Raw genomic sequence first — 15,558 nt, 5'->3', positions numbered from 1 at the left:
GGAGAAGCTATAGAGAGTTAAAGGAAGTACCAAAGTACCAGAATATATGTACCAGAATATTAAACCAGAGTATAGCCGTAAAGCTTGCTGCTCTTCTACTGTGCATGACAGGTCAAAGAACAACAAGCTTAATGGCGTTGACAGTCCCACGTTGAAGTGGCTCTATACTTGCATTTGATACGGTTAAATTACCAGATTATTTGGAGCTGCCTTACTTGCTGCCTTCAATCAGCATGTCCACGAACAAGTCGATCTGTGCCATGACGGCAATCGGGTCATAGCGATAAAAGGTGTCAAAATCATTGATGAATAGACGATTATTCTTCGCCGCATCAAGGTTTTTCCATACAGGAGAATCTTTCAACTTATCCAACGCGTCACTGTTATTCTCAGGATTATAGAACGTCAAGAACATATAGTCTGCAGCATAATCAGGCAGCATCTCCATGGAGAGCTGTACAGTCTGATCCTGTCCGGCCATCTTATCTGGCATTTTGAGTCCAAGCGCATTGTAGACAGTCTGCCCGCCTCGACCTGCATTATCGTTGAATATCCACAGATCTCCCTTGTCAGTCAGTTCATAGAGTCCAACCGTTGTATTTTCATCCACGATTCCTTTGATCCGCTCGCGCCCCTCAGCAGCCTTCTTATCAAATTCGGCTAGGAATTCCTTAGCTTTGTCAGGCTGTCCCATGAGATCACCGAAGAGCGCAACGGTTTCCTGAATATTCTTCGTAGTTCCGTATGGAATATGTACCGTTGGTGCAATTTTCGACAAAGCTTCATAGCTCTCATCGTACATTACGACGATCAGGTCTGGCTGGAGCTCAAGTACCTTTTCCACGTTAATAGGCGCACCGACATCCTGAGCCGCTGAGAGCTTGTCTTTTATAAAAGGACTGTCGAAGGCGAGTGGCTCTGCGCCAATGACGTTACCTCCAACGGACAGCAGCTCGCCTGCATAGTAGTCTGTGACAATACGCTGCGGGTGCTGTGGAATCTCGACAGGTCCTTTGTCCGTATCGAAGGTACGCGTGGCTCCTTCAGTAGTGGATGCTGTCGTGGGTGAAGCTTCAGGTGTAGCCGCAGTAGGTGTGGTGCTCGCACCACCACCGCTGCAAGCGGACAGCATGATCGTACAGACAAAAATCAACATGAATAGCGGTAACAGATAGCGATTGTGATTCATATAAGCCTCCTAAAATAAGAATACCGATAAGTTAGTACCTTTTCACAGAACAACCAGCTTAACAGCGGTCGACAGGTCTCCCTACTTGAAGCGACTATCTCCTCACAGTTGATCTGGTCAAATTACTAGCATTCCTACACAGAATGTACCTATGCAGAGTACGATGCCTCAAATGGGGTAAATGATATTGCGAATCATTATCAATAATAAAATGTATCAAAGCCCTCTATCTCTGTCAATCATTTAGTGCAATAGCGGCGCCATTTCATGAGATTCTATCATCCTCTCGCATCGGTCCATATAGATTAATATTGTCCAATAGCAGGCCACTCAATTTTCCAACGCCAAAAAGAGAAGTGACAGTTATAATGTAAGCGTACACATAAAAATAATAGCTTTTTAACTAAAATATTAACTAGGTATCCATTAAGTCATTCGCAGTGCAATCAAGATGAGATGGGAGTGAGAGGTGATGAGGTTATGGCGCGGCAAGCTGGGCATTCCCTTTCGGCACAGTATACGAAGTCGACTTCTGATGTCCATGATTCTGGTAGCGGTTATTCCCATTGCAATCCTGACCATTGTAGCTACTGAGAACAATCGCAGATCAATGGAAATGGAGATTATCGGAACGAACCTGTCCAATATGAAATGGACCGCCTCCTACCTGGATGAGCAATTCGCAGATTGGAATCAGCTCATCTATTCCATGCTAATCAATCCATATCTAGATGGCTACCTGAGAGCCTCCGAGGAAGCAGACTTATCCAGAAAATTCGCGGCTCAACGAGATATTACCGATTCTCTCACGAATATGTACTACTCCGCCGGAAATCAGGTGCTTGGTGTTAGGCTCTATGCCAAAGACACTCGCCATCTGTTCGTAGTGAATGCCTCCACCAGCTCGATGCGAACTCCAGCCGTGCTTCCGGATATATACAGCATTTTGCTAGAGCAGCACAAGGATGTTCTTATTCGTACCGACCCGCAGGACGCTGGGCGCTTTCAGCTCATTCGCAGCATTAATCGATTCGAGAACAAGGAGAAGCTGGGGGCAATCTCACTGGATATTCGCTGGGATGCTGTGGACAAGACACTGGAGCTGCTGGGGCGTCAAAATGAAATGACCGTACTCATTACCGACGCCGATGGACACATATTATATCGCTCACGCGGCGAGGCCTCGATACCTCAAGGGCTAGCAAGCAGTCTTATTACTGAGCCTGAAGATGGATATAGGAAGGAGGGGGAGAATTACGTATTCTACAGCGCAATAGAATCGACTGGGCTTAGAATTGTATCTCTGATTCCTGGCAGCGTAATTAACCAGAGCGCCTGGACAACCATGCGATCAGGACTGCTGGTAGGCACTCTCGCAGCGACGCTTGCGGTAGTGGTAGCGGCATTTCTGGCTTGGCGAACGGCAACTCCCATTGTCACATTGGCACGTTCCTTGCGAGATTTGGACCCCATTCATGGCAATACAGGACCAGGTAGTACACGCACGGATGAGATCGGTATGCTGGAGCGGAGACTATATCAGATGTCCCGTCGAATCAAAGAGCAGGTCCGCAAGGAATACGTTATGCGTCTTGAGAAAAATACAGCTGAGCTAAAAGCGCTGCAGTCCCAGATTAATCCCCATTTTCTGCAGAATACGCTACAACTGATCGGAAGCATGCTGTTTGCCAAGCAGCCGCAGGAGAGCTATGAGATTGTCAGATCACTTAGTGATATGTTCCGATATGTGATTCGCGAGCCGGAGGATCTGACAAATCTCGGTGCAGAACTCAAGCATTTGGGCAATTATATGAAGATTCAGCAGCAGCGCTTCGCTCATCAGCTGCATTATACGGTGAGCATAGACGAGGAAGAGCTCAAGGCCGCTATTCCCAAGCTTAGCCTGCAGCCAATGGTTGAGAATGCTTTCTTTCATGGCTTAGAGCCTAGGCAAGGTACCTGGGAGCTGGAGATTAAGGCGTACAAAGAGGAAAGCAAGCTTACGATAGCAATCCGCGATAATGGTGTTGGTATGAGCGCAGACAGACTGAATGAGGTGCGTATGCGCCTTGAGCAGCAGGATGGACAATTGTGGCGTCAGGGCAGCCGAATAGGGCTGCATAATGTGGCTGCACGCATTCGGCTGCATTTTGGTGAGGAGTATGGAATCTCCATGGAGAGTAGCGCTGGTCAGGGCACGACAGTATACCTTCATATTCCTGCCCATCAGCATTTGGACTCTTGGTCTACCAGAAAGGGAACTTCATATGGATAATCACAATCTACCTACGTTCTCTGTGTGATCTGTATGGAACAGATTCATTTGGTTCAACAGAGCTGCGTGTTCGGTATGTGACAAGCTTGTACATTTTGTTGTGGAGGTGGCTGGATGATCAAGGTATTAATCGTCGATGATGAGAGTTGGAACCGTGAGCTGTTCCGCAGCCTGGGACAATGGGAAGCTCTTGAGATGGAGGTGGTCGGAGAAGCCGCTGATGGAGAGGAGGCGCTGAGACAAATTGAGGCTATGCGGCCGCATATCGTCATTACAGATATGAGAATGCCAGCCATGGATGGCGTTCAGCTCATGGGCCTTATCCGGGAACGGTATGCTGACACTAAAGTGATCGTCGTTAGTGGTTATGATGATTTTGAATATGCACGACAAGCGATCAAGCATCGTGCTGTGGATTATTTGCTGAAGCCGATCGACCCGCAGGAGTTGAATCATGTATTGAACAAATGTAGAGAGGACATTCGGCAGACCCTAGTCCGAACGGTGGGACTGAACTATGACTCCAGAGTCACGGCACTGCTGCTTCCTTATAAGCGATTGTTCCACACGGGCTTCAAGCACTGGGACGAGGAGGGGCTGCTAGCTGTATTCCGCCAGCTTCACGATGAATTAGCAGCCAGCACTGCACTCACGCCCGACTCCCTGAAGCAGGTCATCTACGAGCTAAGGCTGGAGCTGGAGGAGCTATGCCAAGCTAACGAGGTGGAATGTGAGGCGGAGATCCGCGAGCTACGTGAGGGTGCGGAGCTTCAAGTTCAGGGCGAGCTGGAGGCAGCAGCTTTGCTGGATGCTGTGCACAGGCAACTGTGCAAGGCTTATCTGAAGGCGTTACGTCTGTTGCAGGAGCAGCGACGGATGAGATTCAGACTGAATCTGGATGAGGTGCAGGGCTATATTGATGAGCATTTTGCCAAGACTATTTCGCTGGAAGGAATTGCACAAGCTTTCCATGTTAGCAAGGAGTACCTGAGTAAAATGTTCAAGCAGAGATTCGATTGCACAGTGAATGACTATATTATTCGGCAGCGCATGAATAAGGCTCGCAAATGGTTGGCTGATGAGGATATGCCGATCAAGGCCGTAGCAGAAATGGTGGGTTATGAGGATGTGACTTACTTTTATCGTGTCTTCAAGAAGCATTTCGGTATTGCTCCTGGTGAGATGAGGCGTAATGGATAAAGCCTGATTAATAAAGCCTAATTAATAATATCCAATCCAAGAGAACAATACTGTCCAATTTCAAGGAATCCCCTAGCGGCTATAATGAAAGCGTAACCAAAACGCAAAAGACATCACAATGAAAAGCTTAGGGAGGTCATCAAGATGAGAAAACTTTGGACCGGAATGCTGTGTACGATTCTGACAGCAGGCTTACTCGCAGGGTGCGGCTCGACGGGAACGGACAGTACGGATACATCCAGCCAGGGCGGGGATGGTGTGAAGAACGTAACTCTCAAAATGTTCGTTGCCCAGCCACGTTTCAAGGAGCAGTACGATAGCTATATTGCCAAATTCGTCGCCAAGCAGAAGGCTGAAAACAATGTAAATGTAGATGTTCAGTTGGAGATGCCTACAGCCGATAATGCGGCACAGATCCTGAAGACTCGACTGGCTTCTAATGATGGGCCTGATATTTTCGCACTGCATGCCGTGAATGAGTCTCCTTCCTTCTATAAAGCAGGCTATCTGGAGGATCTGTCAGATCAGCCATTCGCCTCCAAGCTACTTGACAATGTCAAGCCGTCAGTAACCAGTGTAGATGGGAAGATCATTGCCCTTCCTTTGGAAACGCTGTCATGGGGATACCTCTATAATAAGAAAATTTTCGAGGAACAAGGCTTAACCCCACCGCAGACCCTCTCCGAAATGAAAGAGGTGATTGCGAAGCTGAAGGCTAGCAACATCACTCCATTTGAGCTGTCGTACAAGGAGGCTTGGGTTCCTCAGCTCATACTGCCGTTGGCTGTAGGTGGGATGGTGAAGACAGAGAATCCTGATTTTGTAGATCGGATGGGCAAGGATGAGGGCTCATTTGCCGAAATGAAGACCGCAATCTTCGATGTGTTCGATCTGATTAATGCAAATGGAACAGCGAAGGCTACTGAAGCTAGCGCCGATGACGGTGCCGCCTCCTTCGCCGCAGGCAAAACGGCAATGTGGCTGCAAGGTCCATGGTACGCCGAGACGATTCTCAAATCCAATCCCAATCTTCAGATTGGCGTAGCCCCACTGCCACTGAACGATAATCCGGACGCAACGCTGATTAACCTGAGTGCATCGACATCGCTGGCTGTCTCCTCTGCGAGCAAGAATAAAGAGCTGGCCAAGGAATTCCTGAATTTTATGCTAGATGACAAGGAGTCTAATTCCTTCTTCGAATCCGTGAAGTTCAATCCAGTTGCTACGATTCACACCTATAAGAACTTCCCTTGGGTGGACGAAGCAACAGCTTATGTGAAGGAAGGCAAATCTGTGCAGGACCCTACGATTCCGCAAGCCGTGAAGGATGAAGCCGGAAAAGCACTCCAGTCCTACTATGCTGGACAGATTAATCAGGACGATGTAATTAGCGCATTGGACAAAGCTTGGAAATCCTTTAACAAGGTGAACCGTTAATCGTGAGAAGGAGGGATTTGTGTGACTGGAGGTAGCTATCGCCGTTTACTCTCCTTGCTCGCTTTCGTGGCGCCTGCATTTGTAATCTATGCCTTATTCCTGCTCATTCCTACGCTGGGAGGCATGTACTACAGCTTTACGGATTGGAACGGACTGAATCAGAATTATTCATTTATTGGCCTGGAGAACTTCACGGAGGCACTGCGCGAGGACCCCGATTTCGTCAATTCACTATGGTTCACTCTGAAATATGTACTGTTCATGGTCGTGCTTCAGAATGCTTTTGCACTGCTGCTGGCGACATTGATCGAGACGAGAACTCGCTCGAAAGGATTTTTTCGCACCATCTTCTTCATGCCGAATATGATCAGTGTTATTATCAGTGCCTTCATGTGGACCTTTATCTTCTCGCAAGTGCTGCCACAGCTGGCGGAGAAGACAGGACTGGCACTGCTTGATCAGCTATGGATCGGTGACCCGGGTGTATCCTTCTACTCGATCCTCATTGTCTCGCTCTGGAATGGTGTAGGCTATATGATGATTATCTATCTGGCGGCATTGCAGGGTGTACCGCAAAGTATCAAGGAAGCAGCGCTGATTGACGGTGCGACACCGCTGCAGAGCTTCCGTCATGTTACGATGCCGCTGATCTCTCATGCTGTTACGATCTGCTTCTTCCTGACGCTCAATGGTGCCTTTAAGGTATTCGAGGTCGTGTATGGGTTGACAGGCGGTGGACCAGGACGCAGCACGCAGGTCATTACGATGAACATTTATGAGGAGGCCTTCTCCAACAACTTCAGATATGGTTATGCAAGTGCCAAGTCTGTCATCTTGTTCGTAATAGTATTAATTATTACCTTCATCCAGATTGGTGCTATGAAGAAGCGGGAGGTGGAGGCATGAAGGCTCGCAGACTGTCTTCCATACTGATCAGCGTATTCCTGAGTGTGGGGGCTGTGGTCTCTTTCTTCCCGGTCTATATGGCGATTATTAACTCGTTTAAGACTCAGGGAGAGATGTTCGCCTCCTTTACTTCTCTACCTACAACATTGAATTTTGATAATTACATTCAAGCCTTCGAACGAATTCAACTGGTGCAGAGCACAATCAATTCGACGGTGGTATCGGTACTAGGCATTGGGGGAATTATCCTGTGCTCCTCCTTGGCGGGCTATAAGCTGTCACGAACACCGGGAAAATTAAGCGCTTTTATCTTCTCGCTGTTCGTCGCATCCATGCTCGTACCGTTTCACTCCATGATGATCCCGTTGACTCGTATGGCCAAGACGTTGAATGTTAGCGGTAGCACCTACGGACTGGCACTGATCTATATCGGACTGGGCGTGAATATGGCGATCTTCCTGTATCATGGCTTCGTCAAGTCGATTCCTCGTGAACTGGAAGAGGCGGCTGTGATTGATGGCTGTAATCAGCTGCAGACCTTCTTCCGCGTCATTTTCCCGCTGCTGCTGCCTATCTCGGTCACGATCGCCATACTGGACTTTCTGTGGATATGGAATGACTTTCTGCTACCTTTGCTCATGTTGACTGATTCCAATGACTACACCTTGATCCTATCTACTAATGCGTTATTTGGAGAGTACACTAAGGAATGGTCGCTTATTCTGGCGGCGCTTGTCTTGACGGCGATTCCCGTAATTGTCATCTATTCCTTCTTCCAGAAATTCATTATGCATGGCATTGCTGAGGGAGCGATAAAGGGTTAATTCAAGCTTCAAGCTTTAAGGTATAAGCTTTAAGTACAGGCTCCAAGGTTAAGCTCAATCTCCAATCTCCAATCTCTGGACCTAGTCTCGTCAACTGTGATCAGCTATGGAGTGGAATTTACGCAAAAGGTTTGGCCACACAACAAAGACCAGTCATGGACTTCCGTGACTGGTCTTGTTGTAATTATGTACATTTAAATTTCTGTGCTCACTGTAAACGTAGAAGTGTCTAGCTTCCATATATCCAATATCCTGAAGCGCTCAGCGACTTAGCGTACTAGCGGGTTGAGCAGGATGCTGATTATATCAGGTCTTCTGCTTGACCTTGACCCCATGTGTCATGGAAAATCAGTCCTTGCAGATCCCTTCTACTCGCCCAGTTGGACAACTCTAGAATCGGCTTGGAGGGATAGTGGTCTGTATATCCGATAGACAAGAGGGCAACAGGCTCAATGTGGGGTGGAATGCTCAGGATGTCTCTAACGTCGTTCTTCTTGTAGAAGCTTACCCAGCCAAGAGCCAAGCCTTCCACACAGGCTGCCAGCCACATGTTCTGGATCGCGCAAGCGGTGGACAGCAGATCCGTCTCGGGTATGGAATTCCGGCCCAGCACATGAGACCCGCCTCGTGTAGGATCGGAGGTCACGCAGATGGTCAGTGGTGCCTGCATAAGACCTTCCACTTTCAGATTCAGAAATTCTTCCTTCCGATCCTCTTCATAATGAATGGCCAATGCTCTGCGTTCCTTGTCCGCTGCCCAGGCGAGACGAGCTTTGACAGCTTCGTTAGTGATGACTATAAAATTCCAGGGCTGCATAAATCCAACCGATGGGCCGTGATGAGCAGCATTTAATATGCGGCTAATTGCCTCTGGGGGGATAGGCTTATCCACGAATGTTCGTATATCTCTTCGGGTATAGATGACCTTGTATAATGCTTCCTTTTCTTGTTCACTGAACATACTGAATCAGCTCCTGTGGCAAAAGTGATTGGAAATCGTCCATGAACCTGATTATACTAATCCAATCCGCCCTTTATGGGAAGCCTGATCATGGACATGGCACTATTTAATTATGCTCTTATTTAAGATAGAAAAGGCTGCGCTGTACGGGTCATTGCTTGAAGGTGTGCTCTGTATTCTTCCGCCGCTTACGGCTGCGCAGCCAGCGCTGAAGTGGATTCTCCTGCTTGCGCTGCCGTAGCTCCTCCTTCAGACCTGTAATCAGCAACTCGGATCGCTCCTTGTCCTGCCTTCCGGTATTACGCAGCTGTCTAATAAATTGGTCATCCATCTCATCATCATCTCCATATGATTATCGGATAAAGAATATCGGCGTGCATGTCAGCGTGAGGACTCAATCAGACATAAAATTGCTATCCGACTTCAATTCGACTTACAACTCAATAACAATACATGCTCCGCATATCTCTTGGTAACAGAACGCGATAGCCTCTGCAACGCTTACCGATCTCTATTCTGGAATCGGATGTAGTTTTTTAGTATATTATATAGAACACACGTTCCTTTATCAAGTTAATCATGGAAGAGCTAGGAAGATGGATGGCAGCCATCGTGAGCATGAGGTGTCTAGACCATAAGAGCAAGAATGAGGACACACGCGGACCTCATCCCTGCTAGAATATACACATCAGATGGATCAATCATCACACAAAGAGGAGGGGGACCATGGGAGAGGCTGTACTGTCATTTGAGGAGATGTGGGAGCGAATTATGGCTTGTGACCGTCATTATGATGGCATCTTTTATACGGCAGTGAAGACTACCAGAATATACTGCCGTCCCTCCTGTCGCTCCAGAAAGCCCAAGAAAATGAATGTGGAGTTCTACCCGAATATGCAGCAGGCAGAGCAAGCAGGCTATCGTGCATGCAAACGATGTCAGCCTGATCAGGCGGATTCACCAAGCGTTACTCTTGTCCGCCAAGCCTCTGCATTTCTGATACAGAACTACAAGCGGAGGCTCCTGCTGGAGGATGTAGCCGCACATGTTGGCGTGAGCCCTTTTTATCTGGACAGGGTGTTCAAGCTAGAGACGGACGAGACACCAAGGACATTTCTGGAGCAGATACGAATAGATAAGGCGGCTTATCTGCTAAGGCATACGCAGCGCTCCAATCTGGAGATTGGCTACGATTGCGGTTTTCAGAGCACATCGCATTTTTACAAGGCATTTCGTCGTCTGAAGCATTGCTCACCAGGCGAATACAGGAGGAATTCTAATGAGTGTAACCCAAGCCTCATGGATTGATAGACAGGAATATATCGAGATTATACCGCCGCTGGATTTCAGCTATAGCGAATGCCTTGTATTCTTAAGTCGATCGGACGAAGAGATTATGCATACCATACAGGGGGAATGCATCTATAAGGCACTCCCCTTGTCAGAGCGGTTAGGACCTGGTAAAGCAGACAGTATACTGCTACTGAAGATTACTTACTCGGGCGCCCGCACACTTCATATAACGTTCCCAGAGCAGGAGCCGAGCGCTGTTGAGCGGGCACTAGCCGCGCAGTATGTCATGGATTGGTTCGATCTGGACAAGGATCTGACGGCGTATTATCAATTGTGCACCAACGATCCGCTGCTGGCCCCATTGGTTGCGCGTTATAGCGGATTGAGAGTTATTGGCATTCCGGAGCTGTTCGAGGCCTTGGTGTGGGCAGTGGCTGGTCAACAGATTCACCTAGGACTTGCTTATAGAATGAAGCGGAATCTGGTGCAGCAGTATGGAAGAGCTATCCACTTCAATGATAAGCAGTGCTGGTTATTCCCGGAGCCAGCGGAGATTGCCGCTCTGGAGCCGGAGGATCTGCGTCCGCTGAAGTTCACGACCCGCAAGGCCGAATATATTATCGGAATTGCCCGGGAGCTCGCAGAAGGCTCATTGTCCAAAACGGAGCTGCTACAGCTTGGCCCACAGCAGGCACGTGATAGGTTGCTGGCGATCCGGGGTGTAGGTGCATGGACAGCAGATTATGTGCGAATGAAATGTCTGCGTGATCCTTCGGCCTTCCCCATAGCGGATGCAGGACTGCATCAGGCCATGAAAGCCCAGTTGAACCTACCGCATAAGCCTGAAATGGTTGAGCTTGAGGCATGGGGCGCCCGCTGGACAGGCTGGCAGGCCTACGCTACATTTTACCTTTGGAGGTCACTATATGATGAACGTGGATAAGCTGTATTACGAATCAACGCTCGGTGTTATTGAGATTCAAGGTACAGAGGAGGCGGTGCTCTCCATTATGTTCGTTGATGATCCTGCGTCGATAGATATGATGAGCGGGTTAGAGGGAGCGCCAGGAGCACTGCAATTATGCGCGATCCAGCTTGATGAATATTTTAAGGGGCAGCGGCAAGTCTTTACTGTTCCCTATAGGGTGCAAGGGACGGGATTTCAGCAAAAGGTGTGGACAGCGCTGGGTACAGTTGGCTACGCGGAGACATGCTCCTATCAGGACATTGCCGGTCAGATCGGCAACACCAAGGCGAACCGTGCTGTTGGCCACGCGAATGGCAAGAATCGGCTGAGCATTATCATTCCCTGTCATCGGGTTATCGGCTCGAACCGTAAGCTAACAGGCTATGCTGGAGGATTGTGGCGCAAGGAATGGCTCCTGCGGCATGAGCAGTCCTTTGCCTATGCTGATAATACGGTTCGTGCCAAATAGGTGCATTTTGCCAGAGCTGCCGCATCCAATAATTGACGAATGGACCAAATACCCTATATGATGTTCATAACAATGATAATAATTATCAATATCAACTGGATTGAACAATTGCTCAGGGGAGGACTCTTTCATCATGACGGAGAATCTGGAATTATATGATCTGACCATTATTGGCGGCGGCCCTGCGGGGATGTACGCGGCTTTTTATAGCGGAATGAGAGATATGAAGACCAAGCTGCTGGAGGCTCAGGAGGAATTGGGTGGACGGATGCTCATTTACAAGGAGAAGATGATATGGGATGTGGGTGGTGTACCGCCGATCCTCTGCAATGATCTTATAGGACAAATGCGTCAGCAGGCGGAGACCTTTGAGCCGACGGTTGTGCTTGGACAGCATGTTAAGCATCTGGAGCGCTGTGAAGACGGGACCTATATTCTCGTCACAGAAGCAGGGGAACGGCATTGGACCAAGACGATTATTCTGGCAATCGGACGTGGAATTCTGAAGCTGGCTAAGCTGGAGCTGGACGGGGCGGAGCGGTATGAAGTGACGAATCTGCATTATACAGTGGAAGAGCTGGAAGGCTTTCGTGGTAAAAAGGTGCTGATCTCGGGCGGTGGCAATTCGGCTGTAGATTGGGCCAACGAACTGGAGCCCATTGCAGAGCAGGTCACTGTAGTCCATCGTCGTGACGAATTCGGCGGTCATGAGAAGCAGGTGGCTCGTATGAAGAATTCCTCGGTAGCCGTGCTTACTCCCTATGAGGTGACCCAGTTAAGCAGTTCAGATGGTCAGTCAATTGATCAGGTCCATATTGAGCACAAAGAATTCGGCGATCAGACAAGCCTGCAGGTAGATGCCGTGATCGTCAATCATGGTCTAGCCTCCGACTTCAGTGGCATTCGAGATTGGGGGCTGAACATGGATGATTGGTTCCTGTACGTGGACGCCAAGCTGCATACGAATCTGCCTGGGATTTTCGGAGCAGGTGACTTTGCTGTCTACGATAGCAAGGTTAATCTCATTGCGGGAGCTATCACCGATGCTGTACTGGCTGTCAACAGCGCCAAGCTGTTCATCGACCCGGAGGCCCCAAAGAAGGCTTATGTATCCTCGCATAATGAGCGCTTCAAGGAGAAGAATAGATTGCTGGGTGTCATAGAGGAAGACTGAATTACATAAGACAAGACGTGCCCGCAAGTCTGGAATAAAGTCCAGCTGCGGGCATGTGTGTGTATGGTTCAGGAAATGAGCGTAATGTGAATGGCCTATGTGTAAGATTTAGATGCAGAACCCATGTGAGAGGGAGAGGTGCATAGCTAAAGTGAAAGCTACGGTCTAAGCTACTGTGTGAGCACGAGTGCAATCCGATTATTTCTTGCTTTTCTGCTTGTTGCGTGAGATCAGTGAGCGCAGTAGCTTGATGCTGCTGGCGAATTCCTCATCATTCAGCATGTAATACGTGCTGACCTCCCACTTGCTCCCATCCTTCAAATGAAAAATATAAGCGGGAAACCTCGGTAGCATCCATTTTTGGAAGGACGCTCCTCTGTAATCGAGTCTGGCTACAGCATTCCAGGGGACTGAGCGTACACCATCTGTGATCTGATGCTCATCATATATGAGCAGACGGGTATCCTTACGTAACCATTTGCTGGCCGATGCGACAAGATAGCCGCCAAAGAACGGAATGCCCAGCATCGCTGAGCTAATGCAGAAGAAAATCTGGATCTTGGATATTTCACGATCCCAAAATACAATCAGCACAAGTAATATACAGACAACCACGAATAGCATACTGCCCATCATTTTCCAAAATGCTAGCGATTTGCGATAGCTGATATTATCCATGAAGCTCTGTTTTCTGCCGGAATGGCTCGGTGAAATCAGCGATCAGCGCCCTCCACTCCGGCTCCGTGACGCTCTCGATGCGGAGTGCTGGAGGTGCCTGCATGTCAGGCTCGGTGTTGCGTACCACCCAGATATCATTGCTTCCTTGCAGAAGGAAGAGTAGCCCTGTGACGGTTGGTCCATCTGTATCGGAATCATCATAGATCATCCGGCTCAGATTATCGAGACTGTTCCCATTGTTGTGAAAGTCCTTATGCCAATTCAATAGCACCTGCTCACCCTGCTCGCCAACATTCCAATCGGAGGTCAGCTTCATTGTAAATCCAGGGGACGTTAGCTGTTCCCATTGTGCTTCGGTAAGACTCACGCCTCGGTGATCGGATCTGAAGGCAAGAGGGCGGAGCCCAAACACTTCATTAATCTGGCCATACCACTCATCAGGAGAGGACCACCGGAAGAAGTGCAGCTCATTGTTGCTGGATACATGATAGAGGTATTTACCCTCTTGCTCATGAAGTGTCAAAGTATGTTCCTTCGTCTGATTGTCTCGATGTCCTCGCAGCATGCTCCGGCTCTGGGCCATATGAGCGAGCATCCCGACGATTTCAGGATCGAATTCGATCTGCTGCTCTTCCTCATTCAGGTCTGCGATGAAGCCCTTGGACATCAAGCTGTGTGTAGCTGCCTGAAAGAGCAGTTCCCAGCGGTCCTCGCTCAGGTCACCATAGTAGGATTTGAGGAGGCCTGAAGCCATGTCCTCTGCGCCAAGCGCAGTTAACATGAACCCTAATTCCTCCAGTGTGAGTACAACGGTTGGATTCTCCATGTCATTCTCCTTCATACATTTTCGTATTATTTAAACAGGTAAATTGTCGCCAATTGTATATCAAATGTGTGGTTAGAGCTGCCTTAGCACTATTTGAACAGCTTGCTGGCCCAGCGAATGCCACTTTCCGCTAGTTTCGCTGCCTTGCCGCCCAAATAGCTGCCAACTGTGCCTCCGACGTAGGAGCCTACAGCAGCACCGATGGGGCCACCGATAGCAGCGCCAATGCTGCCGCCGACAACCGCACCACCATAGGTAGAGACGGTCTTAATCGCTACATTCGAAGCGGACACGGCAACATCAGTACCTGTGATGGTGCCATTTTTTATTTTGCCAGCGAGGTTAATGCCCTCACCGACAATATTCATGGTCGCATTGATCGGATACAGCTTCTTGGCGATCATGCCGGGTATTTTTTTGGTAGCGATCCCGTAGCGTCCTTTCTCGACCCCCACGATGACATTGCGCGTCCATTGCTTGAAGCTGTTCGCCTTGCTGAAGCCAAGCCCCAGCTTGCCGACTTGTAGCTTGCCTGCGAGTCGGTCGAAGCCCTTCAGTCCCTTCATGATCAAGCCAGGTTTGGCGAATTGGCGATTCAATGTTCTTCCAAGGTTGGCCATGAACGGATTATTACCCTTGCCCTTAACCCAGGCAGCATTATGAATGACAGTACGTGTCGGATTTTTGAGGCTTGTCTTGAAGTGGACAGTTTTGCTCAGAACCAGGGAGGTAGCTAGCCCGGAGTAGATAGCTGTTCCCCAGAAGGATAGATTGCCGCGCACCGCATTCAGATCCGAAGCCCCCTGAATTGTGCGGTCCACAGCATCGGGACCGGATGGAGCAGCATTACCACTTCCTGGATTCGGAGCATTCCCGGCCTGAGCGCCAATCCCTGCCCCCTGCTCGGCATCAGTCTCGCTGAACTTGACAGCGATGGAATGCAACTGGGTGCTGACCGAGGCCACAGTCTGAGTGAAGGATGACATTTGAGATTGTGCTCTTTGGAAATCGTGGTAAAATCGCTCCTGCGTTGCTCCTGCCCAGCCGCTCTCTAGCATCTGAATATGCTGGGAAAGACGTCCGCAGATTTCAGCCCCCATCTCACGGGCCTGCGCAAATTGCTTGGAGACCTCCTCCAGACGCTCGGGGGGGACCATAATTTTCGTCATGTTCTGCACCTCTTGTAGACTGGAATGTAAACAACATATGAATATTTTAAGGGAACTCTATCAGCGTTGGCAAAACCTAGCGACCAATTTTGGCCAAAATTAAGCCGTAGGTATGAAATAAGAGCATATGTATGGGGATAAGGTCGGATATATAGTACCTGTTCATATATACCCATAGAACTGTAGAATT

General features: G+C 48.9%; 15 protein-coding genes. 9 read left to right on the top strand and 6 right to left on the bottom strand.

The genetic code is table 11. From position 1 onward, the window contains the following. Positions 1 to 211: 211 nt before the first annotated feature. On the bottom strand, positions 212 to 1,189 hold the full coding sequence (locus MKX74_RS19395; protein ID WP_028590146.1) for an iron-hydroxamate ABC transporter substrate-binding protein: 978 nt from the start codon (positions 1,187 to 1,189) through the stop codon (positions 212 to 214). A 472-nt stretch (positions 1,190 to 1,661) separates the two neighbouring features. Here MKX74_RS19395 and MKX74_RS19390 point away from each other — a divergent pair, with 472 nt between their 5' ends. The 5 genes from MKX74_RS19390 to MKX74_RS19370 all read left to right on the top strand — a co-directional run bounded on the left by MKX74_RS19390 (position 1,662) and on the right by MKX74_RS19370 (position 7,831). Next, positions 1,662 to 3,464, top strand: a complete 1,803-nt coding sequence (locus MKX74_RS19390; RefSeq protein WP_341179502.1) for a cache domain-containing sensor histidine kinase — start codon at positions 1,662 to 1,664, stop codon at positions 3,462 to 3,464. Positions 3,465 to 3,578: 114 nt separating this feature from the next. Then, positions 3,579 to 4,664 (top strand): response regulator, encoded by a 1,086-nt coding sequence (locus tag MKX74_RS19385; protein ID WP_341179501.1) that lies wholly within the window; start codon positions 3,579 to 3,581, stop codon positions 4,662 to 4,664. A 144-nt stretch (positions 4,665 to 4,808) separates the two neighbouring features. Continuing rightward, positions 4,809 to 6,101, top strand: coding sequence for an ABC transporter substrate-binding protein (locus MKX74_RS19380; protein WP_341179500.1), 1,293 nt, complete (start codon positions 4,809 to 4,811; stop codon positions 6,099 to 6,101). 21 nt (positions 6,102 to 6,122) lie between these two features. Further along, positions 6,123 to 7,007, top strand: a complete 885-nt coding sequence (locus MKX74_RS19375; RefSeq protein WP_341179499.1) for a carbohydrate ABC transporter permease — start codon at positions 6,123 to 6,125, stop codon at positions 7,005 to 7,007. Then, positions 7,004 to 7,831 carry a carbohydrate ABC transporter permease gene (locus MKX74_RS19370; protein ID WP_018884898.1) on the top strand — a complete coding sequence of 276 codons (828 nt, stop codon included), beginning with the start codon at positions 7,004 to 7,006 and terminating at the stop codon, positions 7,829 to 7,831. The genes MKX74_RS19375 and MKX74_RS19370 overlap by 4 nt, the downstream gene beginning before the upstream one ends. A gap of 301 nt (positions 7,832 to 8,132) precedes the next feature. On the opposite strand, the gene bluB is transcribed toward MKX74_RS19370, so the two are convergent. Next, positions 8,133 to 8,792, bottom strand: coding sequence for a 5,6-dimethylbenzimidazole synthase (gene bluB / locus MKX74_RS19365; RefSeq protein WP_341179498.1), 660 nt, complete (start codon positions 8,790 to 8,792; stop codon positions 8,133 to 8,135). Between the two features lie 151 nt (positions 8,793 to 8,943). Continuing rightward, entirely contained in the window at positions 8,944 to 9,123 is a 180-nt protein-coding gene (locus MKX74_RS19360; protein WP_018884896.1) for a hypothetical protein, read from the bottom strand. 395 nt (positions 9,124 to 9,518) lie between these two features. Here MKX74_RS19360 and MKX74_RS19355 point away from each other — a divergent pair, with 395 nt between their 5' ends. The 4 genes from MKX74_RS19355 (at position 9,519) to MKX74_RS19340 (ending at position 12,695) form a co-directional block, all read left to right on the top strand. Further along, complete coding sequence (locus tag MKX74_RS19355) at positions 9,519 to 10,100, top strand: bifunctional transcriptional activator/DNA repair enzyme AdaA (protein WP_018884895.1); 582 nt, start codon at positions 9,519 to 9,521, stop codon at positions 10,098 to 10,100. Then, positions 10,072 to 11,028, top strand: coding sequence for a DNA-3-methyladenine glycosylase family protein (locus MKX74_RS19350; protein WP_341179497.1), 957 nt, complete (start codon positions 10,072 to 10,074; stop codon positions 11,026 to 11,028). Before MKX74_RS19355 ends, MKX74_RS19350 begins: the two co-directional genes overlap by 29 nt. Further along, positions 11,012 to 11,521, top strand: coding sequence for a methylated-DNA--[protein]-cysteine S-methyltransferase (locus MKX74_RS19345; RefSeq protein WP_341179496.1), 510 nt, complete (start codon positions 11,012 to 11,014; stop codon positions 11,519 to 11,521). Before MKX74_RS19350 ends, MKX74_RS19345 begins: the two co-directional genes overlap by 17 nt. A 133-nt stretch (positions 11,522 to 11,654) precedes the next feature. After that, positions 11,655 to 12,695 (top strand): NAD(P)/FAD-dependent oxidoreductase, encoded by a 1,041-nt coding sequence (locus MKX74_RS19340; RefSeq protein WP_341179495.1) that lies wholly within the window; start codon positions 11,655 to 11,657, stop codon positions 12,693 to 12,695. A gap of 198 nt (positions 12,696 to 12,893) precedes the next feature. Here the strand turns inward: MKX74_RS19340 and MKX74_RS19335 are convergent, their stop codons facing one another. From MKX74_RS19335 to MKX74_RS19325, 3 genes are all read right to left on the bottom strand, one after another. Then, positions 12,894 to 13,373 carry a hypothetical protein gene (locus tag MKX74_RS19335; protein ID WP_018884891.1) on the bottom strand — a complete coding sequence of 160 codons (480 nt, stop codon included), beginning with the start codon at positions 13,371 to 13,373 and terminating at the stop codon, positions 12,894 to 12,896. Beyond that, on the bottom strand, positions 13,366 to 14,199 hold the full coding sequence (locus tag MKX74_RS19330) for a hypothetical protein (RefSeq protein ID WP_018884890.1): 834 nt from the start codon (positions 14,197 to 14,199) through the stop codon (positions 13,366 to 13,368). The genes MKX74_RS19335 and MKX74_RS19330 overlap by 8 nt, the downstream gene beginning before the upstream one ends. Before the next feature lie 89 nt (positions 14,200 to 14,288). After that, positions 14,289 to 15,368 carry a WXG100 family type VII secretion target gene (locus MKX74_RS19325; RefSeq protein ID WP_018884889.1) on the bottom strand — a complete coding sequence of 360 codons (1,080 nt, stop codon included), beginning with the start codon at positions 15,366 to 15,368 and terminating at the stop codon, positions 14,289 to 14,291. Positions 15,369 to 15,558: the final 190 nt, after the last annotated feature.

The sequence above is a fragment of the Paenibacillus sp. FSL K6-1230 genome (genome assembly GCF_038002385.1).
Classification (GTDB): Bacteria; Bacillota; Bacilli; order Paenibacillales; family Paenibacillaceae; genus Paenibacillus; species Paenibacillus massiliensis.
The sequence above is the reverse complement of the archived record's forward strand: the minus strand, read 5'-3'. Positions and strand labels throughout refer to the sequence as shown.